At 72.0% G+C, this 26,427-nt stretch carries 19 protein-coding genes and 5 pseudogenes; 14 read left to right on the top strand and 10 right to left on the bottom strand.

Features of this window, described 5'->3' with window-relative positions; translation table 11 throughout:
* Positions 1-2: 2 nt before the first annotated feature.
* The gene (locus KGS77_RS06650; RefSeq protein ID WP_242579404.1) at positions 3-899 is read right to left on the bottom strand and encodes a chitosanase; all 897 of its coding nucleotides are present in this window, start codon (positions 897-899) and stop codon (positions 3-5) included.
* A 147-nt stretch (positions 900-1,046) separates the two neighbouring features.
* Here KGS77_RS06650 and KGS77_RS06645 point away from each other — a divergent pair.
* Positions 1,047-1,945, top strand: a pseudogene (locus tag KGS77_RS06645) (bifunctional helix-turn-helix transcriptional regulator/GNAT family N-acetyltransferase).
* 121 nt (positions 1,946-2,066) lie between these two features.
* On the opposite strand, the gene KGS77_RS06640 reads toward KGS77_RS06645, so the two are convergent.
* On the bottom strand, positions 2,067-2,621 hold the full coding sequence (locus KGS77_RS06640) for a TetR/AcrR family transcriptional regulator (protein ID WP_242579403.1): 555 nt from the start codon (positions 2,619-2,621) through the stop codon (positions 2,067-2,069).
* Between the two features lie 63 nt (positions 2,622-2,684).
* Between KGS77_RS06640 and KGS77_RS06635 the strand changes: the two genes are divergently transcribed.
* Together KGS77_RS06635 and KGS77_RS06630 are read left to right on the top strand one after the other, a co-directional pair.
* The gene (locus KGS77_RS06635; RefSeq protein ID WP_242579402.1) at positions 2,685-3,761 is read left to right on the top strand and encodes an FAD-dependent monooxygenase; all 1,077 of its coding nucleotides are present in this window, start codon (positions 2,685-2,687) and stop codon (positions 3,759-3,761) included.
* 108 nt (positions 3,762-3,869) lie between these two features.
* Positions 3,870-5,369, top strand: a complete 1,500-nt coding sequence (locus KGS77_RS06630) for a YfcC family protein (protein ID WP_242579400.1) — start codon at positions 3,870-3,872, stop codon at positions 5,367-5,369.
* 94 nt (positions 5,370-5,463) lie between these two features.
* On the opposite strand, the pseudogene aceB reads toward KGS77_RS06630, so the two are convergent.
* Both aceB and KGS77_RS06620 read right to left on the bottom strand, forming a co-directional pair.
* A pseudogene (gene aceB, locus KGS77_RS06625) lies at positions 5,464-7,091 on the bottom strand (malate synthase A).
* Between the two features lie 255 nt (positions 7,092-7,346).
* A pseudogene (locus tag KGS77_RS06620) lies at positions 7,347-7,936 on the bottom strand (nucleotidyltransferase family protein).
* 278 nt (positions 7,937-8,214) lie between these two features.
* Here KGS77_RS06620 and KGS77_RS06615 point away from each other — a divergent pair.
* Complete coding sequence (locus KGS77_RS06615; protein WP_242579399.1) at positions 8,215-10,074, top strand: serine/threonine-protein kinase; 1,860 nt, start codon at positions 8,215-8,217, stop codon at positions 10,072-10,074.
* An 84-nt stretch (positions 10,075-10,158) separates the two neighbouring features.
* On the opposite strand, the gene KGS77_RS06610 is transcribed toward KGS77_RS06615, so the two are convergent.
* Positions 10,159-10,992: an IclR family transcriptional regulator gene (locus KGS77_RS06610; RefSeq protein WP_242579398.1), complete on the bottom strand. Its 834-nt coding sequence runs from the start codon at positions 10,990-10,992 to the stop codon at positions 10,159-10,161.
* A gap of 254 nt (positions 10,993-11,246) precedes the next feature.
* On the opposite strand from KGS77_RS06610, the pseudogene allB reads away from it, so the two are divergent.
* Positions 11,247-12,589: pseudogene (allB, locus tag KGS77_RS06605) on the top strand (allantoinase AllB).
* A 31-nt stretch (positions 12,590-12,620) separates the two neighbouring features.
* Here allB and KGS77_RS06600 read toward each other — a convergent pair.
* Together KGS77_RS06600 and KGS77_RS06595 are read right to left on the bottom strand one after the other, a co-directional pair.
* The gene (locus KGS77_RS06600; RefSeq protein WP_242579397.1) at positions 12,621-13,355 is read right to left on the bottom strand and encodes a transcriptional regulator; all 735 of its coding nucleotides are present in this window, start codon (positions 13,353-13,355) and stop codon (positions 12,621-12,623) included.
* A gap of 21 nt (positions 13,356-13,376) precedes the next feature.
* On the bottom strand, positions 13,377-14,435 hold the full coding sequence (locus KGS77_RS06595; protein ID WP_242579396.1) for an AraC family transcriptional regulator: 1,059 nt from the start codon (positions 14,433-14,435) through the stop codon (positions 13,377-13,379).
* A gap of 94 nt (positions 14,436-14,529) precedes the next feature.
* Here KGS77_RS06595 and KGS77_RS06590 point away from each other — a divergent pair, with 94 nt between their 5' ends.
* Positions 14,530-15,369, top strand: a complete 840-nt coding sequence (locus KGS77_RS06590) for an NAD(P)H-binding protein (protein ID WP_242579395.1) — start codon at positions 14,530-14,532, stop codon at positions 15,367-15,369.
* A 119-nt stretch (positions 15,370-15,488) separates the two neighbouring features.
* Here KGS77_RS06590 and KGS77_RS06585 read toward each other — a convergent pair whose 3' ends face one another.
* From KGS77_RS06585 to KGS77_RS06575, 3 genes are all read right to left on the bottom strand, one after another.
* Entirely contained in the window at positions 15,489-15,920 is a 432-nt protein-coding gene (locus tag KGS77_RS06585; protein WP_242579394.1) for a hypothetical protein, read from the bottom strand.
* A 382-nt stretch (positions 15,921-16,302) separates the two neighbouring features.
* Positions 16,303-16,680 carry a DUF6126 family protein gene (locus tag KGS77_RS06580; RefSeq protein ID WP_242579386.1) on the bottom strand — a complete coding sequence of 126 codons (378 nt, stop codon included), beginning with the start codon at positions 16,678-16,680 and terminating at the stop codon, positions 16,303-16,305.
* Positions 16,681-16,700: 20 nt separating this feature from the next.
* A complete protein-coding gene (locus KGS77_RS06575) occupies positions 16,701-17,411 on the bottom strand; it encodes an XRE family transcriptional regulator (RefSeq protein WP_242579385.1) in 711 nt (236 codons plus the stop codon).
* 231 nt (positions 17,412-17,642) lie between these two features.
* Between KGS77_RS06575 and KGS77_RS06570 the strand changes: the two genes are divergently transcribed.
* From KGS77_RS06570 to KGS77_RS06535, 8 genes and pseudogenes are all read left to right on the top strand, one after another.
* Complete coding sequence (locus KGS77_RS06570) at positions 17,643-18,119, top strand: ribonuclease domain-containing protein (RefSeq protein ID WP_242579384.1); 477 nt, start codon at positions 17,643-17,645, stop codon at positions 18,117-18,119.
* Between the two features lie 526 nt (positions 18,120-18,645).
* Positions 18,646-19,308 (top strand): bifunctional 4-hydroxy-2-oxoglutarate aldolase/2-dehydro-3-deoxy-phosphogluconate aldolase, encoded by a 663-nt coding sequence (gene eda, locus KGS77_RS06565; protein ID WP_242579383.1) that lies wholly within the window; start codon positions 18,646-18,648, stop codon positions 19,306-19,308.
* 245 nt (positions 19,309-19,553) lie between these two features.
* Positions 19,554-20,819, top strand: coding sequence for a cytochrome P450 (locus KGS77_RS06560; RefSeq protein WP_242579382.1), 1,266 nt, complete (start codon positions 19,554-19,556; stop codon positions 20,817-20,819).
* 196 nt (positions 20,820-21,015) lie between these two features.
* Complete coding sequence (locus KGS77_RS06555) at positions 21,016-21,789, top strand: GntR family transcriptional regulator (protein ID WP_242579381.1); 774 nt, start codon at positions 21,016-21,018, stop codon at positions 21,787-21,789.
* Positions 21,790-21,896: 107 nt separating this feature from the next.
* Positions 21,897-22,970, top strand: a complete 1,074-nt coding sequence (locus KGS77_RS06550) for a substrate-binding domain-containing protein (RefSeq protein ID WP_242579380.1) — start codon at positions 21,897-21,899, stop codon at positions 22,968-22,970.
* 251 nt (positions 22,971-23,221) lie between these two features.
* A pseudogene (locus tag KGS77_RS06545) lies at positions 23,222-24,195 on the top strand (sugar ABC transporter substrate-binding protein).
* Positions 24,192-25,256 carry an ABC transporter permease gene (locus KGS77_RS06540; protein ID WP_242579379.1) on the top strand — a complete coding sequence of 355 codons (1,065 nt, stop codon included), beginning with the start codon at positions 24,192-24,194 and terminating at the stop codon, positions 25,254-25,256. The pseudogene KGS77_RS06545 and the gene KGS77_RS06540 overlap by 4 nt, the downstream one beginning before the upstream one ends.
* On the top strand, positions 25,253-26,215 hold the full coding sequence (locus tag KGS77_RS06535) for an ATP-binding cassette domain-containing protein (RefSeq protein WP_242579378.1): 963 nt from the start codon (positions 25,253-25,255) through the stop codon (positions 26,213-26,215). The genes KGS77_RS06540 and KGS77_RS06535 overlap by 4 nt, the downstream gene beginning before the upstream one ends.
* Positions 26,216-26,427: the final 212 nt, after the last annotated feature.

The following is a 26,427-nucleotide window of genomic DNA, read 5'->3' as shown; positions in this document are numbered from 1 at the left end:
GCTCAGCCGATGTGGAAGCTCTGCCCGTACACCTTCCAGTCCAGCGGCGTATCCAGGTTCAGGTTCCCCTTCCTGAGGAAGACCCGCTGTGCGGTGTCCACACGGCTGGTGTCGCGGTGTGCCTCCTCCTGCTTCATGGCCCACACCCGGGCGTCGAGGAAGGCGTTCAGGTACGTCTTCTCGTCGCCGCCCTGGGCCGGGGTCCTCGCCTCGGCCATCGCCCGCTTGCGGATGCCGGAGAAGCTGGTCCGGTCACTGCCGTCACCGTGCATCACCAGTGCGTCGTAGTACGCGAACTGGCCGAGCACGCCGATCCCGTCGGCCTTGCCCCGCTTGACCGCCGGGTTGAAGTAGACCCGGTCCCGCTCGTCGTTCTGGGCCTGCTGGAAGACGGGGTCCTGGGCGGCCTTCCTCCAGTCCTTGGGGTAGTCCGGGTCCAGGCCCTCATGGGAGTCGCTGCCGTCGACGGCGCGCAGCGCGGGCAGGTACTTCGCCAGGACGTTGCCCGGCTTGCGCTTGGTGTAGAGCTCCACCAGCTCCAGCATGTCGTGGGTGCCGGAGCAGAAGCCGATGATGCCGGCGGTGTAGCCGCGGCCGTCACCGATGTCCTCGATGTACTTGTACTGGGCCTTCCAGTCCAGCGAGGAGTTCTCCGCGCTGGAGACCAGTTTCATGGCGATCTCCTTCTTCTGCGGGTCGTCCAGCCCCACCGCGGCGCGGGGCGCGGACGGTACGGTACGGGCGGTCGCGGTCGCGGTCGCGGTGGCGGTCGCCGTGGGGTGGCCGGCCGGCAGGGCGTCGACGGCGACAGCGGTCGTCGGTACGGCGAGCAGGGCCAGGCCGAGGGCGACGCGGGTTACGGGCTTGCCGAGTGCCTTGGCTGACGATCGGGTGCGCATGGTGACCTCCGGTCAGGAGTAAGCCATGGAGGGGGGATTTCCCCAACCGTTAGGAAACTTTCCTACCAGACACGCGACTTGACCGGAACCCGTCAGGGGCGCCTCGCACTCTAGTCTCGTCACCGTTTCTCTGACTAAAGTCAGAGAATGGATACCGCGCAGATCGATCAGGTACGGCGGTTCAACCGCACCGTCACCGCCCGCGTGGGCGTGCTCCACGACCGCTATCTCGGCCGCGACCGGTCCATCGGCGAGGCCCGGCTCCTCTGGGAGATCGGTGAGCAGGGTCAGGACGTACGGCGGCTGCGCGAACGCCTCGGGCTCGACTCCGGTTACGTGAGCCGACTGCTCCGTTTCCTGGAAGCCGACGGCCTGGTGACGGTGGAGCCGCTGCCCGAGGACCGGCGGGTGCGCACCGTCCGGCTCACCGAAGCGGGGCGTATGGAGCACGCCCTGCTCGATGACCGCAGCAATGAGCTGGCCGGCTCCCTGCTGGAGCCCCTCAACACCGCCCAGCGCGCCCGGCTGATCGCCGCCATGGCCGAGGTCGACCGGCTGCTGACCGCCGCGACGGTCGCACTGGACGTCCTGGACCCGGCCCACCCCGACGCCCGGCACTGCCTGAACTCCTACTTCACCGAACTGCAAGAACGCTTCGAGGCCGGCTTCGACCCCGCGCGGAGCCTGCTGCCCGACGCCGGTGAACTCCGCCTGCCGAACGGCCTGTTGCTGGTCGCCCGGCTGCACGGCGAGCCCGTCGGCTGCGCCGGTCTGAAGCTGCCGCCCGGTCGCGCGGCCGAGATCAAGCGCATGTGGGTGGCCCCCACGCCCGAAGGCTCGGCCTCGGCCGCCGCTTCCTGTCCGAGCTGGAGGCCCGGGCCGCCCGTCACGGCCGCACCGTACTCCGCCTGGACACCAACAAAGTCCTCACCGGCGCGATCGCCCTGTACCGCTCCTGCGGCTTCCAGGAGGTCACCGCCTTCAACGACGAGCCGTACGCCCACCACTGGTTCGAAAAACGGATCACCGAAGGGGCGCCGCGGTGACAGGCCCGCGGGTAGTGGTCAGCCGCCTGGTGGGCGGCAGTGTCCGTGGCGCGTGGCGGACGAAAACCGCGACCCACCTCGCCTGCTCGGACTTCGCACAGCCCTTCACCCGGCCCCCGCTTCAGGCCAGCAGGCCCCGTAGAAGGTCCCGGATGCCGGGCAGGGGGTCGAAGTCGTCGGCGGGGAAGGCAAGTTGGTGCAGGGCTGCGCCGTCGAGGTAGTCGAGGAGGATCTCGCAGTGCCGTTCGGGGGTGGGGGAGCCGAAGCGGCGGATCCATTCGGAGCCCCAGGCGAGGACGGTCTGCCGGCCGCGGGTCAGGGGCGCGCGCAGTTCGGGGCGGGAGGCGGACTCCAGGAAGAGGGCGTAGCGGGCGGCGGTCCTGGCGCGTTCGGGGCCGGTGGCGTAGGTGAGGAACCGGGCGAGGGCCTCGGCGAGTTCGTGTACGTCCGCCGGGTCGGCCTCGCGGGCGAACGCTTCCCAGTCGCGGCGTTCCAGGGCCTGGAGGTGGTCGACGATGCCGTCGATCAGGGCGACGCGGTTGCGGAAGTAGTTGGAGGTGGTGCCCGAGGGGACGCCGGCGGCGGTGTCGACGGCCTGGTAGGTCAGCCGCCGGGACCCCTCCGCCCCCAGGACCTCGATCGCCGCCCGGAGTACCTGCTCCCGCCGTCCTGCCACGCTGCGCCTCCCTCTTACTATGTTTGTAGTGCACGGGCACTACAAACATAGTAGCCTGCTGCCATGACGCGGAATCCTCGTAAGGCAGCCGTTGTCGGCGGCGGTATCGGCGGACTCGCCACGGCCGTTCTCCTTCGGGACGGAGGCTGGTCGGTCGACGTCTTCGAACGGTCCCCGGCTCTCCCGGAGACCGGAACGGCCCTGGGGATGTGGCCGTCCGCGCTGAAGGCCCTGGACGCCCTCGGCGTGGGGGAACGGGTGCGGGCCGTGGGGCGGGCGCAGAGTGCCGGCGCCTTCCTGCGTCCGGACGGGAGCCGTATCGCCACCATCGACGTCACGGCGCTGCGCCGGCGTACCGGTGATGTGGTGCACCTCCTGTCCCGTCCCGACCTGCTGTCGTTGCTGTACGGCGCGCTCGGCGAGGGGGTGGTGCGCTTCGGTGAGCGGGTGGCGGACCTGGGGGCGCTGGAGGGCTCGTACGAGGTGGTGGTGGGAGCCGATGGCCTCAACAGCGCTGCCCGTACCGCGCTTTTCGGCTCCGCCCACCGGGCGGTCCACGCGGGCGCCACCTCGTGGCGCGGAACGGTCGACGGGGACATCGGATCCGTCACCGAGACCTGGGGGGACGGGTTGCGGTTCGGCATCACTCCGACGTCCGGCGGGCGCACCAACTGGTTCGCGTGTGCGGTCCTGCCGGAGGGGGCGTACTTCCCGGGGGGAGAGGCGGCCTGGCTGCGGGGCCGGTTCGGCCACTGGCACGCCGGGGTGCGGCAGGTTGTGGAGAAGGTGACGGAACCCGAGGTGCTGAGGTTGGACCTGTATCACCTCGATCCGCCGCTGCCCTCGTACGTCAAGGGGCGCACCGCACTGATCGGGGACGCCGCCCATGCGATGACGCCCGACCTGGGGCGGGGTGCCTGTGAGGCGCTCATCGACGGGGTGGTGCTGGCCCGTGCCCTGCTGGCCGCGCCGGACGTGCCCACCGCCCTGCGCGCGTACGACCGGCGCCGCCGCCCGGTGACGCAGCGGCTGGCCCGTACCTCGCGCCTGATGAACCGGATGGCGCACGCCCGCCGGCTGACCGGTCTGCGGGACGCGGCGATGCGGGCGGCCCTGACGCTGAGCGGGCCGCCCGCCTGAGTCGCGCCCGAGTCTCCGCCATATGCGGCTTTTCGCGCTATATGCTGCGACCGTCCTGAAGGTCAGTCAGCAAGGTGAGTGCGGGCGGCATGCCGGAAAGACCGATCGATGAGTGATCCCGCCGAAGGCAGGCGCGGCTTCACCTTCCCCGGTGCGCCGACCGTGCTGGCCGTCGTCACCGTCGCCGTGTGGCTCCTGGCCTTCGTCATCCCGCCGGGCAGCTACACGCGCGACAGCCGGGGCAGCCCGGTCCAGGGCTCGTACCACCGGGAAGCGTCCGGGCGGGCTCTCGTGGACCGTCTGGAGGACCTCTTCCTCTCGCCGGTCAACGGGCTGTACGGAGTACGGGACGCGCACACCGGCGAGGTCGGGCCGGACCTGAGCGGTGACCTCTTCGGCAGCGCGGGGGTGTTCCTCTTCGTGCTGGCCATCGGGGCGTTCATCACCGTCGTCTTCGCCACCGGCGCCCTGGACCGCGGCATCGCCCGTCTGGCGCACCGGCTGCGCGACCGTGGCGCGCTGCTGATCGCCGGGGTGATGACCGTCTTCTCGCTCCTCGGGACGGTCGAGGGGTTCGCCGAGGAGACGCTCGGCTTCTACGGGCTGGTCGTGCCGCTGATACTGGCGCTCGGCTACGACCGGCTGGTGGCCACCGCGACCATCATCCTGGGCGCCGGCGTCGGCGTGCTGGCCTCCACCGTCAACCCGTTCGCCACGGGGGTCGCCTCCTCCGCCGCCGATGTCCCGCTCGGTGACGGCATCGTGCTGCGGGTGGCGATGTGGCTGGTGCTGACCGGCGTCACCATCGCCTACGTCGTCCGTTACGCGCGCCGGGTGCGGGCCGACCCGGGGCGCTCGCTCGTCGGCTTCGGGCCCGGCGACCGCGAGCACGCGCGGGAGGCGGAGGCGCCGCCCGCGCTGACCGGTCTGCACAAGGCCGTGCTGGTGACGGTGGCGCTGGTCTTCGCCTTCATGATCTTCTCGGTGATCCCCTGGGCCGGCGCGCTCACCGGGGACACCGACGCGCGCCCGTACTCCTTCGAACTGGGCTGGACCTTCCCCCAGTTGGCGGCGCTGTTCGTGGTCGCGTCCGTACTCGTGGGAATCGTCGCGCGGATGGGCGAGGCGCGGATCAGCTCGACATTCGTCCAAGGCGCGGCGGACTTCCTGGCGCCCGCCCTGGTGATCGTGCTGGCCCGAGGCGTCACCGTGATTATGACAAACAGCCACATCACCGACACGGTCCTGCATGCTGTCGAGGGCGTCGTCTCCCAGACCCCCTCGGCTCTCTTCGGGATCATGGTGTACGTGGTGAATCTGCCGCTGGCCTTCCTGATCCCCTCCACCTCCGGCCACGCCACGCTCGCCATGCCCGTCCTCGCCCCGCTCGCCGACTTCGCGGGGGTCGCGCGGTCGGTGGCGGTCACCTCCTGGCAGGCGGCCAGCGGCTGGATGAACCTGTGGGTGCCCACCACGGCCGTGGTCATGGGCGGCGTGGCGCTGGCCGGGATCGGGTACGACGCGTATCTGCGCTTCGTCTGGCCGCTGCTCGCCGTCCTGGCCGCCCTCATCTGCGGCTTCGTGGCGCTGGGCGCGGTGGTGGCCTGACGGTCCGGGCCCTGCCCCGCCACCGGACCGTGGCGGTGGCCTGACGGCCCGGGTCCTGCCCCGGCACCGGACCGTCATCCATGGGTGCCGGGCGTCAGTCCAGGAGCGCGTAGCCGGGCAGCGTCAGGAAGTCCACGTAGTCACGGTCCAGCGCCACCGTCAGCAGCAGGTCGTGGGCCTGCTGCCACTTCCCGGCCGCGAAGGACTCCTCGCCGCTCTCCGTACGGATGCCCGCCAGGACCTCGGCCGCGATCCGGCGCACCAGCTCGGCGGTGGCCCGCTCGCCGTTCTCGAACACCACACCCGCCTCCACCCACTGCCAGATCTGCGAGCGGGAGATCTCGGCGGTGGCCGCGTCCTCCATCAGGCCGAAGATGGCCACCGCGCCCACGCCGCGCAGCCACGCCTTCATGTAGCGGATGCCGACCTGGACGGCGTCCACCAGGCCCTGATAGGTCGGCCGGGCGTCCAGGGAGTCCACGGCGATGAGATCGGCGGCCCCGACGCGTACGTCTTCGCGCAGTCGGTGCTTCTGATGCGGCGCGTCGCCGAGCACCGCGTCGAAACTGGCCCGGGCGACGGGCACCAGGTCCGGATGGGCGACCCAGGAGCCGTCGAAGCCGTCGCCGGCCTCCCGGTCCTTGTCGCTCCTGACCTTGGCCAGCGCCTGCTCGTTCGCCCGCGGGTCGCGGCGGTTGGGGATGAAGGCCGCCATGCCGCCGATGGCGTGCGCGCCGCGCTTGTGGCAGGTACGGACCAGGAGCTCGGTGTACGCGCGCATGAACGGCGCCGTCATCGTCACCGCGTTGCGGTCCGGCAGTACGAACCTCGCCCCGCCGTCACGGAAGTTCTTCACGATCGAGAACAGGTAGTCCCAGCGGCCGGCGTTCAGCCCGGCGGCGTGCTCGCGCAGCTCGTAGAGGATCTCCTCCATCTCGTACGCCGCGGTGATCGTCTCGATCAGGACGGTGGCGCGGACGGTGCCCCGGGGGATGCCCACGTACTCCTGGGCGAAGACGAAGACGTCGTTCCACAGGCGCGCTTCGAGGTGCGACTCGGTCTTGGGGAGATAGAAGTACGGGCCCTGGCCGGCGTCGAGCAGGCGCCGGGCGTTGTGGAAGAAGTACAGGCCGAAGTCGACCAGCGCGCCGGGCACGGGCGTGCCGTCCAGGCGCAGGTGGCGCTCGTCCAGATGCCAGCCGCGCGGCCGGACCACGACCGTGGCCAGCTCCTCGGCGGGGCGAAGCGCGTAGGACTTCCCGCTGTCCGCGTCGGTGAAGTCGATGCGGCGCTCGAAGGCGTCGATCAGGTTGATCTGGCCCTGGACGACGTTGTGCCAGGTGGGGGCGGAGGCGTCCTCGAAGTCCGCCAGCCAGACGCGGGCGCCGGAGTTCAGGGCGTTGACGGTCATCTTGCGGTCGGTGGGGCCGGTGATCTCCACCCGGCGGTCCTGGAGCGCGGGCGGCGCCGGGGCCACCTGCCAGGACTCGTCGGCCCGGATGTGCGCCGTCTGCGGGAGGAAGTTCAGGGTGGCGGTACGGGCGATCTCGGCGCGGCGCTCGGCGCGGCGGGCGAGCAGTTCGTCGCGGCGCGGCGTGAAGCGGCGGTGGAGCTCGGCGACGAAGGCCAGCGCGGCGTCGGTGAGCACCTCGTCCTGGCGCTCGGGGTGGTGCCGGGGCCGGACCCGACGACGGCCAGCGGGGACGGCGCTGGTGCGGACATGGGCGCTCACTCCATTCGGCGGCGGTACACGGCGGCCGTGGGGCACCCGCGCGGCACGGGGTGCCGTGGGCTCCCGGTCGCGGTCGCGGGCACCGGGGGAAACGGGGCACTTCTGAAGTACGCCTGAAGCACTTCTGACCAGTGGAGACTAGTTTCCTCATCGCGGAAGTTCAATGGATTGTTGATGTCGAGATTCTCCCCGTCGACACAAGCCGGGATCGTCTGACTCCCCGTGCCATTCCCCCTGTCGCCATCTCAACTCCCGCCCCGCACAGAAGAATCCAGCCGGAACAGGTCCCCCGGGGTGTCGATGTCGTACGCCTGCGCCACGTCCCCGCATTCCACGAGCCGGACCGCCGCCGCGTGCTCCTCCAGATACGCGCGTGCCCCGCGGTCCCCCCGCGCACTCGCCGCCACGTCCGCCCACCGCCCGGCGCCGAACAGCACCGGATGCCCGCGCCTGCCTTCGTACGCCGCCGCGGCCAGGCTCAGCGGCCCCTCGTACGCGGCCACCACCCGCGCCACCGCCTGCGCCCCGATCCCCGGCTGGTCCACCAGCGCGACCACCGCGGCCCGCGCCCCCGACCCGGCCAGCGACGCCAGCCCCGCCCGCAGCGACGTCCCCATGCCCCGGGCCCAGTCCGGGTTCTCCACCGTCCCGTACGCCGACAGATCCGCCCGCTCCCGTACGGCATCGGCAGCCGCCCCCAGCACGATGTGCACCGTCGCGCAGCCCCCTCCCGCAGGACCCGGGCCGCGTGCTCCACCAACGGACGCCCGCGGAACCCCAGCAGCGCCTTGGGCCGCCCGCCCAGCCGCCGCCCGCCCCCGGCCGCCAGCAGCAGCCCGGCGACCGGTCCCGGGGGCGCCCCGCCCGCCCGGTCCCGTTCCTGCGAGGTGCGCGTGTGTGCGTGTGTATGAGACATGCGCCCTGCTTACCGCATCACCGGGGCGGCACCCCCGGTCGGGCCGCCCCGGTCCGCCCTCCCGCGTGGGGGATGTCACCGGGCGGTGTGTGGGCCGGATAAAGTTCTGCCCCGTTGCGGAAAATCATGGAAATCCTGCCTGTCGTGTGCCGATTCGCGGCTCGACGGGTGATATGCGAGCCGGGGGACGGTAGTTGATGCAGAGCCAGGATTCGGCCGGAATCTTCTCGCCACTGGCGGCGGACGACCCGCGGGTGATCGCGGGCTACCGTCTCACCGCCAGGCTCGGCGCCGGCGGTATGGGCAAGGTCTACCTCTCCTACACGCCCGGCGGCCGGCCCGTCGCCATCAAGGTGATCCGGCCGGAGTTCAGCGAGGACGCCGAGTTCCGGCGGCGCTTCAAGCAGGAGGTGCAGTCCGCACAGCGCGTACAGGGGCTGTTCACCGCGCCCGTCATCGACAGTGACGCGGACGGCCCGACGCCCTGGCTGGCCACCGCTTACGTCCCCGGGCCCTCGCTGGCCGCGGCCGTCGCCGAGCACGGGCGGCTGCCGGTCCCGACGGTGTTGCTGCTCGTCGCCGGCATCGCCGAAGCGCTCCAGGTCATCCACGGTGCGGGCATCGTGCACCGCGACCTGAAGCCCTCCAACGTCCTGCTGGCGGCCGACGGCCCGCGCGTCATCGACTTCGGCATCGCCCGCGCCGCCGACGCCACGTCCCTGACCAGCAGCGGCGTCACGGTGGGCACCCCCACCTTCATGGCGCCCGAGCAGGCCGCCGGGCGCGCCGTCACCGCCGCCACCGACATCTTCGCGCTCGGCCAGGTCGCGGCGTACGCGGCGCTGGGCACCCCGGCCTTCGGCGAGGGCACCTCGCACGGCGTCCTGTACCGCGTCGTCCACGAGGAACCGAACCTGGACGGGCTCCCGGAGGAACTGCGGGAGCTGGTCACCCGGTGTCTGACCAAGGACCCCGAAGGCCGGCCGTCCGTCGCGGACGTCATCGCCCTGTGCGGCGCGGCCTCCGGGCAGACGCAGTTGCGCCGCCCCGAGGACTGGCTGCCCACCGCGGTCGCCGCCGACATCACCGGCCGTGCGGCGGCCCCCGCGCCCGCGCCGACCCCGCCGCCCCCGCTGGAGACGCCCGCCGTCCCGCCGGCGCCGCCCACGGCTCCTCCGGCCGCTGCCGCGCAGGGCGCCCAGGGTCCGAACATGCCGGTTCAGGTGCCCCAGCAGCCGTCCCCGACCGAGCTGAGCACTCCGCAGACCCCGCCCACCGGGTTCGGGCCGGCAGCCGCCTACGCCCCGACGGCCACCGGACCGGTACCCCCGGCCCCGGGCACCCCGGGGACTCCGGCGGCCCCGGGCACCACCACCGTGTCCGCCGTCACGTCCCCGGACGGACAGCCGAAGAAGAAGCGCACCGGCCTGATGGTCTCACTCGTCCTGATCGGGCTGCTGGCCTTCGCGGGCGCGGGCGGCGGCGCCGTCTACTACTTCATGAAGGACGACGGCAAGAAGAGCGCGCAGGCCACCGGCACCACGAAGAACACCACGAAGACGCAGCCGACCACCGCGCCCACCGGCCCCGCCACCGGCACGCCTTCGCCGTCGGGCAGCCAGCAGCCTCCGGCCTCCCCGCTGCCCGACCCGGCCGCCGCCGAGCACAAGAGCATCAACGTGGCCGACGAGTACCACCTGGCGCTCTCCGACGAGCAGCTCAGGCCCACCGACGCCGACCACGACACCGACCGGGACTTCGTCTACCAGGACAACAGCTACAGCGACGACGAGGTCTCCACCGAAACCGGAAAGCTCGTCCTGCTCAACCCGGGTCAGAAGGGCAGCCTGGAGACCTGCCGCAACGAAACCCGCTTCACCACCAAGATCCCCACCAAGCGCCTCGGCCGGGGCGCCCAGATGTGCCTGACCACGAACGCCGGGCACCTCGCCCTGATCACCGTCAAGGGGTACGCGCCCGAGTCGGACCCCAGCAAGTACATGACGGTCGACGTCACGGTATGGCGTAACGCCGTGACAGCCCAGGAGAACAACTGACCCCGTCCCCCAGGGACTGCGCCCGGGCCACCCTCGGCCGGGCGCCGTCCGGGTTCAGGTCGGCTTCAGGACGGGTTCAGGGGGTCAGGACGGGTTCTGGGTGGTGAGGGCGGTGGACAGTTCGGAGGCGAGGTGCTGGAGGACCGGGACGGTCCGCTCGATCGACGCTTCGGTGACGCGGCCGGTCGGCCCGGAGATGGAAATGGCCGCGGCGGTGGGGGAGTCGGGCACCGGGACGGCGATGCAGCGGACGCCGATCTCCTGTTCGTTGTCGTCCACCGCGTAGCCCAGCCGCCGTACCTCTTGGAGCGCCTCCAGGAAGCGGTCCGGGTCGGTGATGGTCTTCTCGGTGGCGGCGGGCATTCCCGTACGGCTGAGCAGGGCCCGGACCTCCTCGGGCGGGTGGTTGGCCAGCAGCGCCTTGCCCACGCCCGTGGAGTGCGGCAGTACCCGGCGGCCGACCTCGGTGAACATCCGTACCGCGTGCCGCGAGGGCACCTGTGCCACGTACACGATCTCGTCGCCGTCCAGCAGCGCCATGTTGGCGGTCTCGCCGGTCTCCTCGACCAGCCGCGCCAGGAAGGGCCGGGCCCAGGTGCCCAGCAGCCGGGACGCGCTCTCGCCCAGGCGGATCAGGCGGGGGCCCAGGGCGTAGCGCCGGTTGGGCTGCTGGCGGACGTAGCCGCAGACGACCAGCGTCCGCATCAGGCGGTGGATGGTGGGGAGCGGCAGTCCGCTGCCGGCGGAGAGCTCGCTCAGACCCACCTCACCCCCGGCGTCGGCCATCCGCTCCAGCAGGTCGAAGGCGCGCTCCAGGGACTGGACGCCACCGCTGCCGCCGCCGGCTGCGGGCCTGGCGGCGGATTTCGCCGGAGACGGGGCTGCGGCGGCGGAAGTGCTGGCGCTGGACGACGGCACGTCGCGTTCCTTTCGGGCGGGGGTGTCGGACGCGGCTCGGTCTTGCGGGTGCCGGGACCGATCCGGAGCAGCCTACCGGTCCGTTCCCGGGGACACACCGGCTGTTCTGCATGGCGAAAGCGGTCCTTCGTTCCGTGGAACTCGCTGAAGCGGCGCGCTGTCCACGCCCCTTGACGGCGCGGGAAGGCGGGGGAAAACTCTTCAACGGTTTGTTGAAGTTTTGCTCGCTTGGCCTTTTCGAGGAGGAGGACCGGGTGTCCGAAGCAGGACTGGCGCTGCGTTCCACGCGGGTCGTCACTTCGCAGGGCACGCGTGCGGCGTGCGTCACCGTCCGGGACGGCCGGATCGCGGCGGTGCTGCCGTACGACACCCCGGCCCCGCCCGGCGCCCGGGTCGAGGACTTCGGGGACGACGCCCTGCTGCCCGGCCTCGTCGACACCCACGTCCATGTCAACGACCCCGGCCGTACGGAGTGGGAGGGCTTTTGGACCGCCACCCGCGCCGCCGCGGCCGGCGGCGTCACCACCGTGCTGGACATGCCGCTCAACAGCATCCCGCCGACGACCACCACCGCCCACCTGGACACCAAGCGCGCGGTCGCCCGCCCCAAGGCGCACGTCGACGTCGGCTTCTGGGGCGGCGCGGTCCCCGGCAACGTCAAGGACCTGCGCCCGCTGCACGACGCCGGGGTCTTCGGCTTCAAGTGCTTCCTGTCGCCCTCGGGCGTGGAGGAGTTCCCGGAGCTGGACCGGGAGCAACTGGCGGTCGCGCTCGGTGAGATCGCGGGCTTCGGCGGCCTGCTGATCGTGCACGCCGAGGACCCGGCCCGCCTGGACGCCGCGCCGCCGCCCCGGGGCCCCAGGTACGCCGACTTCCTGGCCTCACGCCCGCGCGCCGGCGAGAACGACGCCGTCGCCCTGCTCATCGCCCTCGCCAGGGAGCGGGACGCCCGCGTCCACGTACTGCACCTGTCCTCCTGTGACGCGCTGCCGCTGATCGCCGCCGCCAGGGCCGAAGGCGTACGGATCACCGCCGAGACCTGCCCGCACTTCCTCACCCTGACCGCCGAGGAGATCCCGGACGGCGCGACGGAGTTCAAGTGCTGCCCGCCCATCCGGGAGGCGGCCAACCAGGAAGCGCTGTGGCGGGGCCTGGCCGACGGCACGATCGACTGTGTCGTCTCCGACCACTCGCCCTCCACCCCGACCTGAAGACCCCGGACTTCGGCGACGCATGGGGCGGCATATCCTCCCTCCAGCTCGGCCTGCCCGCCGTCTGGAGCGCGGCACGGGCGCGCGGGCACGGCCTGGAGGACGTCGCCCGCTGGATGTCCACCGCTCCGGCGGCCCTGGCCGGCCTGGACCGCAAGGGCGCCGTCGAACCGGGCCGGGACGCCGACTTCGTGGTCCTGGCGCCGGAGGAGACCTTCACCGTCGACCCGGCCGGGCTCCAGCACCGGAACAAGATCACCGCCTATGCCGGCCGGACCCTGCACGGCGTCGTACGGTCCACCTGGCTGCGTGGCCGGCGCATCTACGACGGCAGCACGGTGGGCGCGCCCACCGGCACCCTCCTCACCCGCCCGCTCGCCTCCTGACTGCCCTGACTCGCCTGCGGAGAAGGGCGCGTCAAGGGGAGAGCGCCGACCAGAACATGATCTCGTACGACTGGAGGAGGCGGCCGTACCGGCGGGCACAGGCGGGCGTCACCCGGCCCGCGGCCAGGCCGTGCTCGACGGCGGCGCGAGCCCGTTCAGCCAGGGCGGGGTCGGGTTCGGCGAAGAAGTCGAAGAAGCCGCAGGCGTCGTCGGGGAAGGCGTACCGCTCGCGCATGGCCCGGGCGACGGTCGCGCAGTAGCTGCCCCAGGCGGCGAAGTTGGCGGTCAGCGCGATCACGACGTCGACCGGTTCGGCGCCGAGCGCCAGCCACGCCACGTACGACGGATACGCCTGGCAGCCGGCCCGCGGCTCGTGGGCGGCCAGGTCGGCCCGGGACAGGGCACAGGCCGCCGCCAGGCCCTCCAGCTTGCCCAGGGCCAGGGCTTCGCCCTCGGCGAGGGTGTGGAAGAAGGACGCCACGGGCGGCTCCAGGTGGGAGCGCCGGGCCAGGTGACGGAAGCTGCGGCGGTCGGAGGCGAGGATGTGGCGCTGTTCGAGGACGAACGCCGCGAAGACCTCCCGGGGCGCCTCGCCCGCGGCGATCCGCGGGAGGAGGCGGTTGGCGTCCGCGTCCGGGGAGAGCTCCTGGATGACGGCGGTCAGCAGACCGGCGGCCGTCGTCCCCGGGGGCACGGCCGCTCCGGGTGTTCCGGGGATGCCGGCGGGCTCGGGGACGTCGGGAGGGGGGCCGGGTGTCGGCGTCATGGTGTCGGTCTCCTTTGGAGCTCATGGACGTACGGCACGTACGGCCGCGCGGTGTTCGCTCGGGCTCAGGCCACGGAGCCGCTTGAAGGCGGCGCTGAGCGCGAAGGCGTTGGCGTATCCGACCTGACGGGCCACCGAGCCGACCGTCACATCCGGCCGGCGCAGCAGATCGGCGGCCTTGGCCATGCGCCAGTCCGTCAGATAGGCGATCGGCGGCTCGCCGACCAGCGCGGTGAAGCGCCGGGCGAGCGAGGCGCGGGAGACCCCGGTCTCGGCGGCCAGCGTCGCCACCGTCCAGGGGCGCGCCGGATCGTCGTGCAGCAGGCGCAGCGCGGTGCCGACGACCGGGTCGTCCAGCGCCCGGTACCAGCCGGGGGCGTGTGCCTCCGGCCGTTCGAACCATTCGCGCAGCGTTGCCACCAGCAGCAGGTCCAGCATCCGGTCCAGTACGGCCTGCTGGCCCGGCGCGTCCCGGCTGAGCTCGGCGGCGACCAGGTCCAGGACGGCACAGTGCTCGCTCTCGTCGGGCACCACCAGCACGTCGGGCAGCGCACTCAGCAGGCGGTCGCAGACGTCACCGTCCGCCTGGTAGCTGCCGACGAGCAGGACGGCCGAGTCTGCGGAACGCTCGCCGCAGGTCCGTGGGCCCAGCGCCATTTCCGCGGTGATGTCCCTGCCGTCCGGGGTGGTGCACCGGTCCGGCCCGTGGATCACCACCCGTGGCGCGGTGGCCGGGTCGTCGGCGATGACGTACGGGCCCGGTCCCCGTACGACGGCCATGTCGCCGGGCTTGATGAGCAACGGCCCACGAGAGCCTTCGGCCACCGCCTCGCGACGCCCGGCGTGGTCCGCCTCGCGACGCCCGGCGTGGTCCGCACGCCCCGCACGTTCCGCGCGCCCTGCCCCGGCCCCGTGCCCAGGGCTCTCCTTGATGATCCAGGCGCTGCCGCGCAACAGCGTGATCAGCGTCAGCGGCGCGCCGTCGGTGAAACGCAGGGACCACGGCGCCTCCAGCACGGACCGGGTGATCTGCGCGCCGCGCGCACGGGCTTCGTGCAGAAGGCTGGTCAGAGCGTCCACATCCGTCAGCGTAGACCGCCGCTGAGACGGATGAATATGGAACGGAGATCTTCAGCCATGGTCCGTCTCATCCCCGGGCGGTTGACTTCACGGCATGGCAGATAAAGAGATCTTGGTCCTGGGCGGCACCGGCAAGACGGGCCGCCGGGTGGCGCAACACGTGGAACGGCGCGGCGCGGTGGCCCGCGCGGCCTCCCGCTCCGGCCGCGTCCGCTTCGACTGGTATGACGAGAGCACCTGGCCCGCGGCCGTCGAGGGCGCGTGCGCCGCGTACATCGTGGACTCCCAGCAGTTGGACGCCGTGGCACGGATGCGCGCCTTCACGCAGTTCGCGGTCCCCAGGGGCGTACGGAAGCTGGTGCTCCTCTCCGCCCGCGGGGTGACCGCGGTGCCCCAGGAGCTGAACGTCGAAGGGCCGGTCCGCGAGTCGGGAGCGGACTGGACGATCCTGCGGCCGAGCTGGTTCGCCCAGGGCTTCAGCGAGGACGCGTATCTGCGCGATCCGGTCATCGGCGGTGAGCTGCGGCTGCCCGCCGGGGACGGCAGGTCCCCGTTCATCGACGCCGAGGACATCGCCGAGGTCGCGGCGGTGGCGCTCACCGAGGACGGGCACGAGGGGCAGCTCTACGAACTGTCCGGGTCCCGTTCCATGACCTTCGGCGAGGCCGTCGAGGAGATCGCGCGGGCCACGGGCCGGGACATCCGGTACGTACCGGTGTCGGGCGAGGAGTACGTACGCCTGCTCACCGGGCAGGGCGCGCCGGCCGAACTCGCCGAAGCCCTGGCCACCTGGATGGGCGTCGTACGGGACGGCCTGGACGCCCATCTGTCGGACGGCGTCCGGCGGGTGCTCGGCCGGGAGCCGCGCGACTTCACCGACTTCGTCAAGCGCACGGCGGCGGTGTGGGCGGCGGAGGAGAGCGCCGGCGAATAACGCGACCGGCACATGGCTGACCGGCAGACGGCGCGACCGGCATGTGTCGCCGTCGGCAGCACGAAGGGTTCCGGTGCCCGGGAGCACCGGGCGCCGGAACCCCGTGGTCCGGCCGGGTGCTACATCTCCGGCGGGATGGGCAGGTGCAGGTGGATCAGGGACCAGGTGTCCTCGGGAATGTCCTCCTGCTGGGTCAGCCGCAACTGCGCGCCGGGGTAGTCGGCGCGGATGGCCAGGCCCTTGTCGGAGACGATGTTCAGACCCCGGATGGACGGGTCGAAGGTCCACGGGACGGGCGAGGTGGCGTTGGCGAACACCTTGTCGTCCGAGTACACGATCTTGACCTGCGGCCTGACGAACAGGCTCAGGTAGTAACTGTCCTGCCCTGCGGGCTGGATGATGATCGCCTGGTGGAGCGGAGGCTGCATCTCGGGCTGGGTGATGACGGGAACGCCCTTGTCGATGGCGTGCCCGGCAGGCGTCAGCACGCTGCGGAATCCGATGTGCGCGCCGAGGATGTAGACCCCGGGCTCCACAGGAACGTTGGCCATGTCCGTGCCTTCCTCTGTCGAGATCGGCTGGTGGCGAGTGCCATGGATCCGTGCGGCAGGAAAGCTACCGGAGCCCTCGGGCCGGCAAAGGGGGCGAGGGCGCGCGCCGTGCGAATCAGGGCGGATGTGTACGGCGCCAACCGCCGCTTGACGTCCCGGCGCCGGGCGGTCCGCAGGCGCGCCCATGGGCCGGGTGTGCCACGGTGGACGGACCGCGAGTGGTGGTACGGCCGGGCGTCACCGACTTCCCGCCTTGCCGGAGACGCCCCGTGACGCGGAACGGGGCGCTTTTCCCGCCCCCGTACGGCTCCGTCCGTTCCGGCACTTACGTTTCCGGCGTTTCGTACCCGGGCCTCCCCGGAGAACGGCCGCGGCCGACCGCTCAGCGGGACTTGGCGATGATCACGATGAGGCTCATGAAGGCCAGCAGGACGTGGGTGGCCACGACGTAGATGAAGACGCGCCAATACAGGCCGCGCGAGGGCTTGTCCTCGACGTACTTACGGCCGGGAGCGGCGACGGCCTGTGCCGGGGTCCCGGCCGGGGGCTCAGTGGTGTGGGGCGGCCGGGTGGACGTGGAGCTCTCGGCGCTCTCGGCGTTCACCGCACGGTCCGTGCTTTCCGCACTGTCCGTACTCTCCGCGCTCCGCCGGGCCTCCGGTATGGAGGAACCCGCGGGCGGCACGGAGCGCGTGGAGTTCGTCGGGACGTCCGCAGGGGCGCCGGCGGCGGTGGCCGGGGGACGGGTCGTGTCGGGCACGGCGGGGGTTCCTTCCATGGTCACAGGCCGCGGCGCGGTACGGCGTCACCGAGGCACAGTTCGGCCGCGCCACTGCGCAGCAGCGTGTGGACGAACAGGAGATCCGCGCCGCCGGGGGAGGCCGCGGTGATGCGGTGCGGGGTCGTCGAGTCGAAGTGGGCGGCGTCACCGGGCTCCAGGACATGGACGGCCTCACCCAGGATAAGGCGCAGCCGTCCCTTGAGGACGTACAGCCACTCCTCGCCCGGATGTACCCGTACGAGGTCGCCCTGTGCCCGCTGCGGGACGTGCACCCGCAGGGCCTGCATCGCCCGCCCGGCGGCGCCGACGGTCCAGTACGTCCAGCCGCCGGCCTCGGAGGGTTCCGTACGGTCGGCCCGCACGATCGGGTTCCGTTCGGGCGCGGCCTCACCGAGCAGGTCGGATACCGTTGTTCCGTACGTACGTGCCAGGGCGAGCAGCACCGGCAGGGAGGGCTGGCGGCGGTTGGTCTCCAGCCGGGAGAGGTGGGCGGGCGAGAGCCCCACCCGCCGGGCCGCCGCCTCCAGGGTGAGACCGCTGCGCTGCCGCAGGTCACGCAGTCGGGGCGCGACCGAGGGAAGGTCCGCGGCCGGATCGGTCGGCGGGTCCGCGGCGGCCGGTGCCGAAGGGTGCGCGGGGGAGTGCGGGGCGGGCCCCGGGCCGGGCTCCGCGAGGAGGTCGGCGGCCGGGTCGCCGGACGGCTCGGTCATGTATCCGGTATAGCCAGCTTTGACCTCTGGGGCAAAAGTTTTGCCTGAGAGGTAAGTCAGCCCGTGGGATGCCCGGAGGGTGGGCCTCGTTCCAAGTGACGTGTCCCGCCGGCGTGAATGTGACGGACGGGTGTCTTCCGCTCCGCCGTTCGGGGTGATCTTGTGAACGCCGGGGGAACTCCCGCCGACCGCCATTGACAGGTACCTGTCTACGCGCGTCATGGTGGTCGCATGACAAACCCCCCTCGGACCATCCGTAACCGCGCCCTCGGCCTCCTGGGCGCCGCCCTGCTCGCCGCCGCCCCGGCCGTCGCCGCCCTGCCCGGCACGGCGAACGCGGCTCCCGCGGCCCATGCCGCCGCCTCCTACCGGACCACCTCGTACGCGACCGCGCCGCACACCGCCGCCGTGCGCGCCGCTTCCGTGGGCCGCATCTGTGAGTCCAGGCTGCCCTCCCAGGCGCACGACACCTTGAAGCTCATCGACGAAGGCGGCCCCTTCCCCTTCCCGAAGGACGGGACCGTCTTCTCCAACCGTGAGGGCGCCCTGCCGCGGAAGACGTCCGGCTACTACCACGAATACACCGTCATCACCCCCGGCTCGCCCGACCGTGGCGCCCGGCGCATCGTGACCGGGGCGCAGGACCAGGAGGACTACTACACCTCCGACCACTACAGGTCCTTCGCCCGCGTCGACTTCTCCTGCTGAGCCCGCCGAGGCCACTGAGGCCGCCAAGGCCACTGAGGCCGCTGAGCCCGCCGAGGCCATTGAGTCCGCGCCGGGTTCACCAGGGCCGCTGAGACCCGCATACGGCTGCCGCGGCGGTGGCCGGAGCACCGCACCCGGTGCCCCGGTCACCGCCGCTCAGGCGTTCCGGTGGCCGGATGTGCGCTCCGGTTCCCCGTCCGTTCCGGGGCCCGCGGCCCGCCGTACGGCTTTACCGTGTCCTTGTACGGGGTCCGCGGCCGTGCTCCCGCGCCGATGCCTTCCCGGCTCGCGGGGTGCGGAATGCGGGGAAGTGAGCACGCCGTGAGTACCCCAGCCGACGCATTGTCAGTGGATGCCGGTAGCGTTTCGGTGGATACGACCAATGGGCGGGCATCGGTGGCAAAGGGACCACGAAAGGGTCACCGGCGACGGCGTGCTGCCCGTGAAGCGCTGTGTCGTGCGTGGGACACAGCGACGGCGACATCGCGCGCAGGGCGATGGAGACAAGGAAGGGCGGCGAACTGCCGTGTACCGCTGGGAGATCACCCGGGCCGCACTGGCGCAGCGCGTTTTCGCCATTGTCCGCAGCGAGACCTACGACGAGGCGAGCGCGACCGCGGACACCCTGCTGTCGGCCGGGATCACCAGCCTGGAGATATCCCTGACCACCCCCTTCGCGCTGGAGGCCGTCACGACCCTGGCCCGTGAGCTGGGCAACGACGCGGTCATCGGCGCCGGGACGGTCCTGGACGCCGCCTCCGCGCGGATGGCCGTCGACGCGGGCGCCCGCTTCCTGGTCTCGCCGAGCCTGGACCCCGAGGTCATCCGTACCGGCCACCGTTACGGCGTCCCCGTCTTCCCCGGCGTGGCGACGCCCACGGAAATGGTGCGCGCCCTGGAGCTGGGCGCGGACGCGGTCAAGCTCTTCCCCGCCTCCGCCTGTCACCCCGGATGGCTCAAGGACGTGCGGGCGGCCCTCCCGCAGGCCGCCGTGCTGCCCACGGGCGGTGTCTCCGTCGAGAGCGCCCCGGAGTGGATCGCCGCGGGGGCGGTCGCGGTGGGGATGGGGGCGGCGCTCTCGGAGGGGGACCGCGAGACGGTCTCCAAGCGGGCCGCCGACCTGCTGGCCCGGCTCGCCGACGCCGCCCCGGCGTCCGGCGCGGACGACGACGGGCTGTACGGGGGCTGACGACGACGGGCTGTACGGGAGCCGACGCGGGACCGGGCCGGCGTCTGACGCCATCCGTCCGGCCCTCTCCTTCCCTTCCCTCCTCGCTCTCCCCCCTCTCCTCCCTCTGGCTCCCTTCTTCCTACAGCGAGCGCAGCACTACCGACGGAGGATGCGGCGCGGTCCGTCTCCTCCGCAGGGCCGATGCCTCTGTGATCACCCGGTGCCTACGGTGACCGCAACCAACACGAGGGGCGGGTGTCACCATGTCGGACATCGTTGACCTGGAAGCGTACGGACCGGACTTCGTCGCCGACCCGTACCCGTACTACGCGAAGCTGCGCGCGCAGGCGCCGGTGCACCGGGCCCGGCTGTCCGAGGGCGAGGAGATGTGGCTGGTCGTCGGCCACGACGAGGCCAGGGCGGCGCTGGCCGATCCCCGTCTGAACAAGGACTGGCGGGCGACCGGCCGGTGGCCGGACACCGGGGACTCGCCGCTGTTCACCAACATGCTGGACGCCGACCCTCCGCACCACACCCGGCTGCGGAAGCTGGTGGCCAGGGAGTTCACCAGCCGACGGGTCGACGCGCTGCGCCCGCGCGTACAGGAGATCACCGACGAGCTGCTGGACGCCATGCTCGCCGCGCCGGACGGGCGCGCCGACCTCGTGGAGGCGCTCGCCTTCCCGCTGCCCATGACCGTCATCTGCGAACTGCTCGGCGTGCCGGCCCCGGAGCGGGCGGAGTTCCGCGCCTGGTCCAGCGAGTTCGTGGCGCCGACGGGGGAGGAGGAGCTGCAGGCCGCCACCGTCGCGATGGCCGGGTACCTGGAGACCCTGATCGGCCACAAGCGGCGCACGCCCGGCGATGACCTGCTCAGCGCGCTGATCCGCACCAGCGACGAGGACGGCGACCGGCTCTCCGGCGAGGAACTGGTCGGTATGGCCTTCCTGCTGCTGGTCGCCGGCCACGAGACGACCGTCAGCCTGATCTCCAACGGGGTACGGGCGCTGCTGCGGCACCCGGACCAACTGGCGGCCCTGCGCGCGGACCTGACCTTGATGGACAACGCCGTGGAGGAGATGCTCCGCTACGACGGCCCGGTGGAGAGCGCCACCCTGCGTTTCACGGCCGAGGAGGTGGAGATCGGCGGCACCACGATTCCCGCCCGTGAAGCCGTCCTGGCCGTCCTCGCCTCCGCCTCCCGCGACCCCGGACGTTTCCCGGCGGCCGACGACTTCGACATCCGGCGCGAGACCCGCGGCCATCTCGCCTTCGGCCACGGCATCCACTTCTGCCTCGGCGCCCCGCTGGCCCGTATGGAGGCCCGTATCGCCATCCGCGCCCTTCTGGAGCGCTGCCCGGTCCTGGCCCTGGACACCGACCCGGCCTCCCTGAGCTGGCGCACCGGCATGCTGATCCGCGGCACCCACCACCTCCCGGTGCGCTGGGCCGGGGCGGCGCAGGACACGGCGGCAGGCGCGGCCAACGCCACGGCAGACAGCACGGCGGACGGTGCCCTCACGGGCTGAGGACCCGCCCGGCCGACGGGCTCCGGCATCCGGTGCCTCGTGCCGCACCGGCGCCGCACCGCGCGGGTCGCACCGGCGTGCCGCACCGCGCGGGCCGCTCAGCTCGCCACCGCGCCGTACCGTGGCCGTACCCCTTGTCCGGACAATGTGACCTCTGGACTTCCCGTCATGGACCCGGGCGGATACCCTCCCCAGCGTGGGGAAACGCGACACAGACTCCGCGGGCGCCCAGGGCCCCGTCCAGTTCAGCGTGGACCGCAGCAGTCCGGTCCCGCTGTACTTCCAGCTCTCCCAGCAGTTGGAAGCCGCCATCGAGACCGGCGGGCTGGCTCCCGGCAGCCTGCTCGGCAACGAGATCGAGCTGGCCGGGCGGCTGGGCCTGTCCCGCCCCACCGTCCGGCAGGCGATCCAGTCGCTGGTCGACAAGGGCCTGTTGGTCCGTCGGCGCGGCATCGGCACCCAGGTCGTACACAGCCAGGTCAAGCGCCCTCTGGAGCTGAGCAGCCTGTACGACGACCTGGAGGCGGCCGGGCAGAAGCCGGCCACCCGCGTGCTGCTGAACACCACCACCGAGGCCACCGCGGAGGTTGCGGCGGCCCTCGGCGTCGCCGAGGGCACGGAGGTCGCGCTGGTCGAGCGGCTGCGGCTGACGCACGGCGAACCCGTCGCCCATCTGCGCAACCACCTTCCCCTCGGGCTGCTGGACCTGAACACCGCCAAGCTGGAGGAGACCGGCCTGTACCGGCTGATGCGCGCCGCGGGGATCACCCTGCACAGCGCCCGCCAGGCGGTGGGGGCGCGGGCCGCCGGCGCCGAGGAGGGCGGGCGGCTGGACGAGGCCGAGGGCGCACCGCTGCTGACGATGCGGCGTACGACGTTCGACGACACGGGCCGGGCGGTGGAGTTCGGCTCGCACGTCTACCGGGCCTCGCGCTACACCTTCGAGTTCCAGTTGCTCGTACGGCCGTGAAATACGGCGGTAAGAATGTTCTGACAAAGTATTGACGTGGCTTGTCGCGCGCCGCTAGAAACTCCCCCAGCCGCAACCGGGCGGCGGGGACGGAAGGCGGTCCACCGATGCGCACCGCACAGCCGGACACGGCCCGAACCGAGCGCCGCCCGCGCCGCCCCCGGCCCCGGTCCCGGCCGCGTCCCCGCCTGCGCCACGCCGCCCTCCTGACGGCGGCGGTCGCGGCGCTGGCCGCCGTCGGCGGGTGCAGTGGCTCCGGCGGCAAGGGCGCCGAGGAACGGCCCTCGGCGGCGGGCGGCAGCGGTGCCCTGGCCGGCACCCAGCGGCTGACCTTCGGCATGGTCAGCCACTCCGGTGAGGGGGACACCTTCTGGGACATCGTCCAGAACGGCGCCCAGCGGGCCGCCGAGAAGGACAACGTGAAGTTCCTGTACGCCAACGACAAGGAAGGCGCCGAGCAGGCGGCGCTGGTCCAGTCCTACATCGACCAGGAGGTCGACGGGCTGATCGTCACCCTCGCCAAGCCCGACGCCCTCAAGGACGTCCTGGCCAGGGCCAGGAAGGCCGGCATCCCGTTGATCACCATCAACTCCGGCGAGCGCTTCTCGGCGGCGTCCGGAGCGCTGACCCACATCGGCCAGGACGAGACCGTGGCGGGCCGCGCCGTCGGCCAGGAGCTGAACCGGCGGCACCTGAAGAAGGCCCTGTGCGTCATCCACGAGCAGGGCAACGTCTCGCTGGAGGAGCGGTGCGCCGCGGTGCGCGCGGCCTTCAAGGGGCAGGTGGAGAACATCGGCGTCCAGGGCACCGACGCCCCCGCGTCCCAGTCCTCCGTACAGGCCAGGCTCCAGTCGGACCGGACGGTGGACTGTGTCGTCACGCTCGGTGCGCCGATGGCCGCGATCGCCGTCAAGGCCAGGAAGCAGGCCCACAGCGGCGCGCGGATCGCCACCTTCGACCTCAACGTGGCCGTGGTGAAGCTCCTGAAGGCCAAGGACGTCGACTTCGCCGTCGACCAGCAGCCCTACCTCCAGGGGTACGAGGCCGTGGACCTGCTGTGGCTCTACAAGGCCAATCGCAACGTCCTGGGCGGTGGCAGGCCGGTGCTGACCGGCCCGGCCCTGGTGAGCGCGGCGGACGTACCGGAGCTGGAGGCGTACACCGGGCGTGGCAGCCGGTGACACCACAGGCACGGGACCTGGTGGAAGCACGAGTACGGGACCCGGTGAACCGACCGGTACAGGACCCGGCCGGCCCCCACGCGCGGGACCCGATGAACCCACCCAGAACAGCCGTAACGGATACTTGGGCGGCCGGGACCGATCCGTCGGCGCCCGTACGCACCACAACGCACAGTAACGCACAGTGACGACAGCGAGAAGGGCAAGACCTCGTGGCAAGGGTTCGGACAGGGGTACGCGCGGTGAGCGCCGTGCTGGCAGCAGTGCTCGGCGCATCCCTGGCGGGGTGCAGCAGCACGGGGGCAAACGTGCCGAGGACGAGCGTGCCGCCAAGGCCGCCGGCGGCCGGGCCGCCGTGGACACCCCGCGGTGGACCTTCGCGATGGTCACCCACTCGGGCGACGGCGACACGTTCTGGGACATCGTCCAGAACGGCGCCAAGCAGGCCGCCGCCAAGGACAACATCAAGTTCCTCTACGGGCACGACAAGGAAGCCCAGCGGCAGAGCCAGCTCGTGCAGACCTACATCGACCAGAAGGTCGACGGGCTGATCGTCACCCTCGCCAAGCCCGACGCCCTCAAGGACGTCCTCGCCAAGGCGGAGAAGGCCGGCATCCCGGTGATCACCGTCAACTCCGGCTCCGAGGTCTCCAAGCAGTTCGGCGCCCTGTCCCACATCGGCCAGGACGAGACGGTGGCCGGCGAGGCCGTCGGCGAGGAGCTGAACAAGCGCGGACGCAAGAAGGCCCTGTGCGTCCTGCACGAGCAGGGCAACGTCGGCCACGAGCAGCGCTGCGACGGCGCGCGGAAGACCTTCAAGGGCGACATGCAGAAGCTGTACGTGGAGGGCACCAACATGCCCGACGTACAGTCCACCATCGAGTCCAAGCTTCAGGCGGACCGTGGCGTCGACGCCGTGGTCACGCTCGGCGCGCCCTTCGCGCCCACCGCCGTCAAGGCCAAGCAGCAGGCCGGCAGCGACGCCGAGATCGACACCTTCGACCTCAACGCCGAGGTCGCCGACGGCCTGGCGAACGGCTCGCTGGGCTTCGCCGTCGACCAGCAGCCCTACCTCCAGGGCTACCAGGCCGTGGACCTGCTGTGGCTCTACAAGTACAACGCCGACGCCCTGGGCGGCGGCCGGCCGGTGCTCACCGGACCCCAGGTGATCACCAAGAAGGACGCCGCCGCGCTGCGCGAGTACACCAAGCGGGGGACCCGATGAGCACCACCGACACATCCACCGTGGACCGCGCGCCGCAGGGCGGCCCGGACGAGCGGCTGGTGCACCGCTCGCTGCCCCGCCGGCTGATGGGCCGCCCCGAACTCGGCGCGGTGGTCGGCGCCGCCGCGGTCTTCGTCTTCTTCTCCTTCGCCGCCGACACCTTCCTGCGCGCCTCCAGCCTCTCGACCGTGCTGTACGCCTCCTCCACGATCGGCATCATGGCCGTACCGGTGGCGCTGCTGATGATCGGCGGCGAGTTCGACCTGTCGGCCGGCGTCATGGTCGTCAGCTCGGCGCTGGTCTCCTCCATGTTCAGCTACCAGATGACGGCCAACACCTGGGTCGGCGTCGGGGTGTCGCTGCTGGTCACCCTCGCCATCGGCTTCTTCAACGGCTTCCTGCTGACCCGTACCAAACTCCCCAGCTTCATCATCACGCTGGGTACGTTCTTCATGCTGACCGGGCTGAACCTGGGCTTCACCAAGCTGATCAGCGGCACCGTCTCGACGAAGTCCGTCGCCGACATGGAGGGCTTCGACTCGGCCCGTACGGTCTTCGCCTCCCACCTGAGCGTCGGCGGCGTGGACATCCAGATCACCATCGTGTGGTGGCTCGCACTGGTGGCCCTGGCCACCTGGATCCTGCTGCGCACCCGCGTCGGCAACTGGATCTTCGCGGTGGGCGGCAACGCGGACGCCGCACGGGCGGTCGGCGTCCCGGTCACCAGGACCAAGATCGGCCTCTACATGGGGGTCGCCTTCGCCGCCTGGATCTCCGGACAGCACCTGCTGTTCTCCTACGACGCCGTCCAGTCCGGCGAGGGCGTGGGCAACGAGTTCCTCTACATCATCGCCGCCGCGGTCGGCGGCTGTCTGATGACCGGCGGCTACGGCTCGGCGATCGGCGCCGCGGTCGGCGCGTTCATCTTCGGCATGACCAGCAAGGGCATCGTGTACGCCCAGTGGAACCCGGACTGGTACAAGTTCTTCCTCGGGGCGATGCTGCTGCTCGCCACGCTCTTGAACGCATGGGTCCGCAAGCGCGCGGAGGCGAGGACATGACGGACGGCGGCACCACACCCCAGCCCGAGGACACCATGACGGCCGGCGGCACCACGTCCCGGGACGAGGACACCACGGGCCCCGGGCGGGCGGACGGCCCGGACCGGGCGCCCGCGGGAGCGGACCGGGCGTCCACGGAAGGGGACCGGACGCCCGCGCTCGTCCGGCTCGACGGCGTCAGCAAGTTCTACGGCAACATCCGGGCGCTGACGGACGTGTCCCTGGAGGTGCACGCGGGCGAGATCACCTGCGTCCTCGGGGACAACGGCGCGGGCAAGTCCACCCTCATCAAGATCATCGCGGGGCTGCACCAGCACGACACGGGCACCTTCACCATCGAGGGCGAGCCCGCCCGGCTGTCCTCCCCGCGCGAGGCCCTGGACCGGGGCATCGCCACCGTCTACCAGGACCTGGCCGTCGTCCCCCTGATGCCGGTCTGGCGCAACTTCTTCCTCGGCTCCGAGCCCACCAGGGGCAGCGGCCCCTTCAAGCGGCTCGACGTGAAGCTGATGCGCGAGACCACCCGTGCCGAGCTGCTGCGCATGGGCATCGACCTGCGGGACGTCGACCAGCCGATCGGCACCCTCTCCGGCGGCGAGCGGCAGTGCGTGGCCATTGCCCGCGCCGTCTACTTCGGGGCCAAGGTCCTGGTCCTGGACGAGCCGACGGCGGCGCTCGGCGTCAAGCAGTCCGGCGTCGTCCTGAAGTACGTCGCCGCCGCCCGCGACGCCGGGCTCGGCGTGGTGTTGATCACCCACAACCCGCACCACGCCTACCTCGTCGGCAACCGCTTCGTCCTGCTCAAGCGCGGTGCGATGGCCGGCAGCCACACCAGATCGCAGATCGCGCTGGAGGAGCTGACCCGCCAGATGGCGGGCGGCAGCGAGCTGGAGCAGCTCAGCCACGAGCTGGCCCAGGCGCCCGCCCCGAGCCACCTGGGCGGCCATCCCACCCACTGACCGCGCGCCGCCCGGCGGCCCCGGGCGGCGCCGCTCCGCCATGCGACGCGGACCGCCGGTAAGGCACAATCGCAGCGGACCATGCACGCCGAGGCCCCGGCCTCCCGAGACCCACAGGGGCGAGACGACTCTTGCGAGCACGCAGCCGCCGTGACCGTAACGCAAGCCGTAACGGCGAAGAGGCGGGTCCCCCGTACGAGCGCGGCGGACCG

The sequence above is a fragment of the Streptomyces sp. MST-110588 genome, from assembly GCF_022695595.1.
In the GTDB taxonomy this organism is placed as follows: Bacteria; Actinomycetota; Actinomycetes; order Streptomycetales; family Streptomycetaceae; genus Streptomyces.
This window is presented reverse-complemented; position numbering and strand designations above follow the sequence as displayed.